The organism is Rhodococcus sp. YH1, assembly GCF_009939605.1.
In the GTDB taxonomy this organism is placed as follows: domain Bacteria; phylum Actinomycetota; class Actinomycetes; order Mycobacteriales; family Mycobacteriaceae; genus Rhodococcus; species Rhodococcus aetherivorans.
Window position 1 is genome coordinate 1 of the sequence record NZ_WVTE01000189.1, and the last position, 1,574, is coordinate 1,574.

Consider the following 1,574-nt stretch of genomic DNA (forward strand, 5'->3'; position numbering starts at 1 on the left):
CGATCAGCACGCCCTCGACCTCGGCGTCACGCCGCAGATTCCGGTCGAAAAGCCCCTGGCCGGCGGGCAGAGCGCCCTGCTCGACCCTGCGCCCGGGCCTGTGCAGGTCGATGCGCCGGGACGGACGGAATCGACCGGGTCGGTGCTGCTACGCCAGGTGCTGACCGACGTGTACGACCAGCTCGGCTTCGGGATCGTCGGTGACACGGTCTTCCGGGACCTGGTGATCGCCCGGATCGTCGAACCGGGCTCGAAACTCGACGCCGGCCGGGTCCTGCAGGACCTCGGGGCGGATCCGCCGAGCTACGCCACGATCAAACGTCACCTGAGGCAGGTCATCACCGGCAAGTACCGGGATCGCATCGCCGAACAGTGCTTCGCCCATGCCGCCGCAACCGGCGGCCTGAGCCTGTTGTTGTACGACGTGACGACCTTGTACTTCGAGGCCGAAAAGGAAGACGACCTGCGGAAAGTCGGATATTCGAAGGAACGTCGGGTCGACCCGCAGATCGTCGTCGGACTGCTGGTGGACCGCACCGGGTTCCCGCTCGAGATCGGCTGTTACGAAGGCAACTCCGCCGAAACCCACACGATCGTGCCGATCGTGCGGCAGTTCCAGGCCCGCCACGACCTCGACGGAGTCGAGATGGTCGTGGCCGCGGACGCCGGGATGCTGTCGGCGGCCAATCTCGCGGCCCTGGATCGGGCCGGGCTCAAGTTCATCGTCGGCTCGCGGGTCACCAGGGCGCCCGGGGATCTCGCCTCACACTTTCATTGGAACGGCACCGTTTTCACCGATGGTCAGGTCATCGACACGATCACGCCGCGGCACGGCCGCTCGGTGGTGAACAACTCCCGTAAACGCGCCGAACCGGTGTGGGATCCGGCGGAACATCCGAATGCGTGGCGGGCAGTGTGGCAGTACTCGCGCAGTCGCGCCGCTCGTGACGAGAAGACCCTTAACGCGCAGGAAGCCCGCGCCCGGGCGGTGGTCGACGGGGACACGGCCGTGAAGTCCACGCGGTTGGTGACGGTCACCGCGAAGGGCCGGCGACTGGACACCGCCTCGCTGGAGCGAGCCAGGATGCTCGTCGGGCTGAAGGGCTATGTCACCAATCTTCCTGTCTCGCTGATGGATCCGGGCGAAATCATCGCGAAGTACCACGAGTTGTGGCATGTCGAGCAGTCGTTTCGGATGTCGAAGACGGACCTGCGGGCACGGCCGATCTTCCACCGCACCCGCGACGCGATCGAGGCGCACCTGACGGTGGTGTTCGCGGCGTTGGCCGTCTCCCGGGTGGTGCAGGACCGCAGCGGCCTGGCGATCGGTAAGGTCGTCAAGCTGCTGCGGCCGTTGCGGTCGGCGACCATCGCGATCAACGGCACCCGGCACACCTTCCCGCCGCAGGTCGATGCCGACCTGCGGGCCCTGCTCGACCGGATTTCAGGACCTGGGCTCACGCACTAACGAAATGAGCCAACTCGGGAGGGTCGAGCAGGGCGCTCTGCCCGCCGGCCAGGGGCTTTTCGACCGGAATCTGCGGCGTGACGCCGAGGTCGAGGGCGTGCTGATC

At 67.0% G+C, this 1,574-nt stretch carries 1 protein-coding gene; it reads left to right on the top strand.

Translation table 11 applies throughout. The features are described from left to right. A partial coding sequence (locus tag AIIKEEIJ_RS14425) for an IS1634 family transposase (protein ID WP_161995939.1) occupies positions 1-1,468 on the top strand: 1,468 nt, incomplete at its 5' end. Between the last annotated feature and the right edge of the window lie 106 nt (positions 1,469-1,574).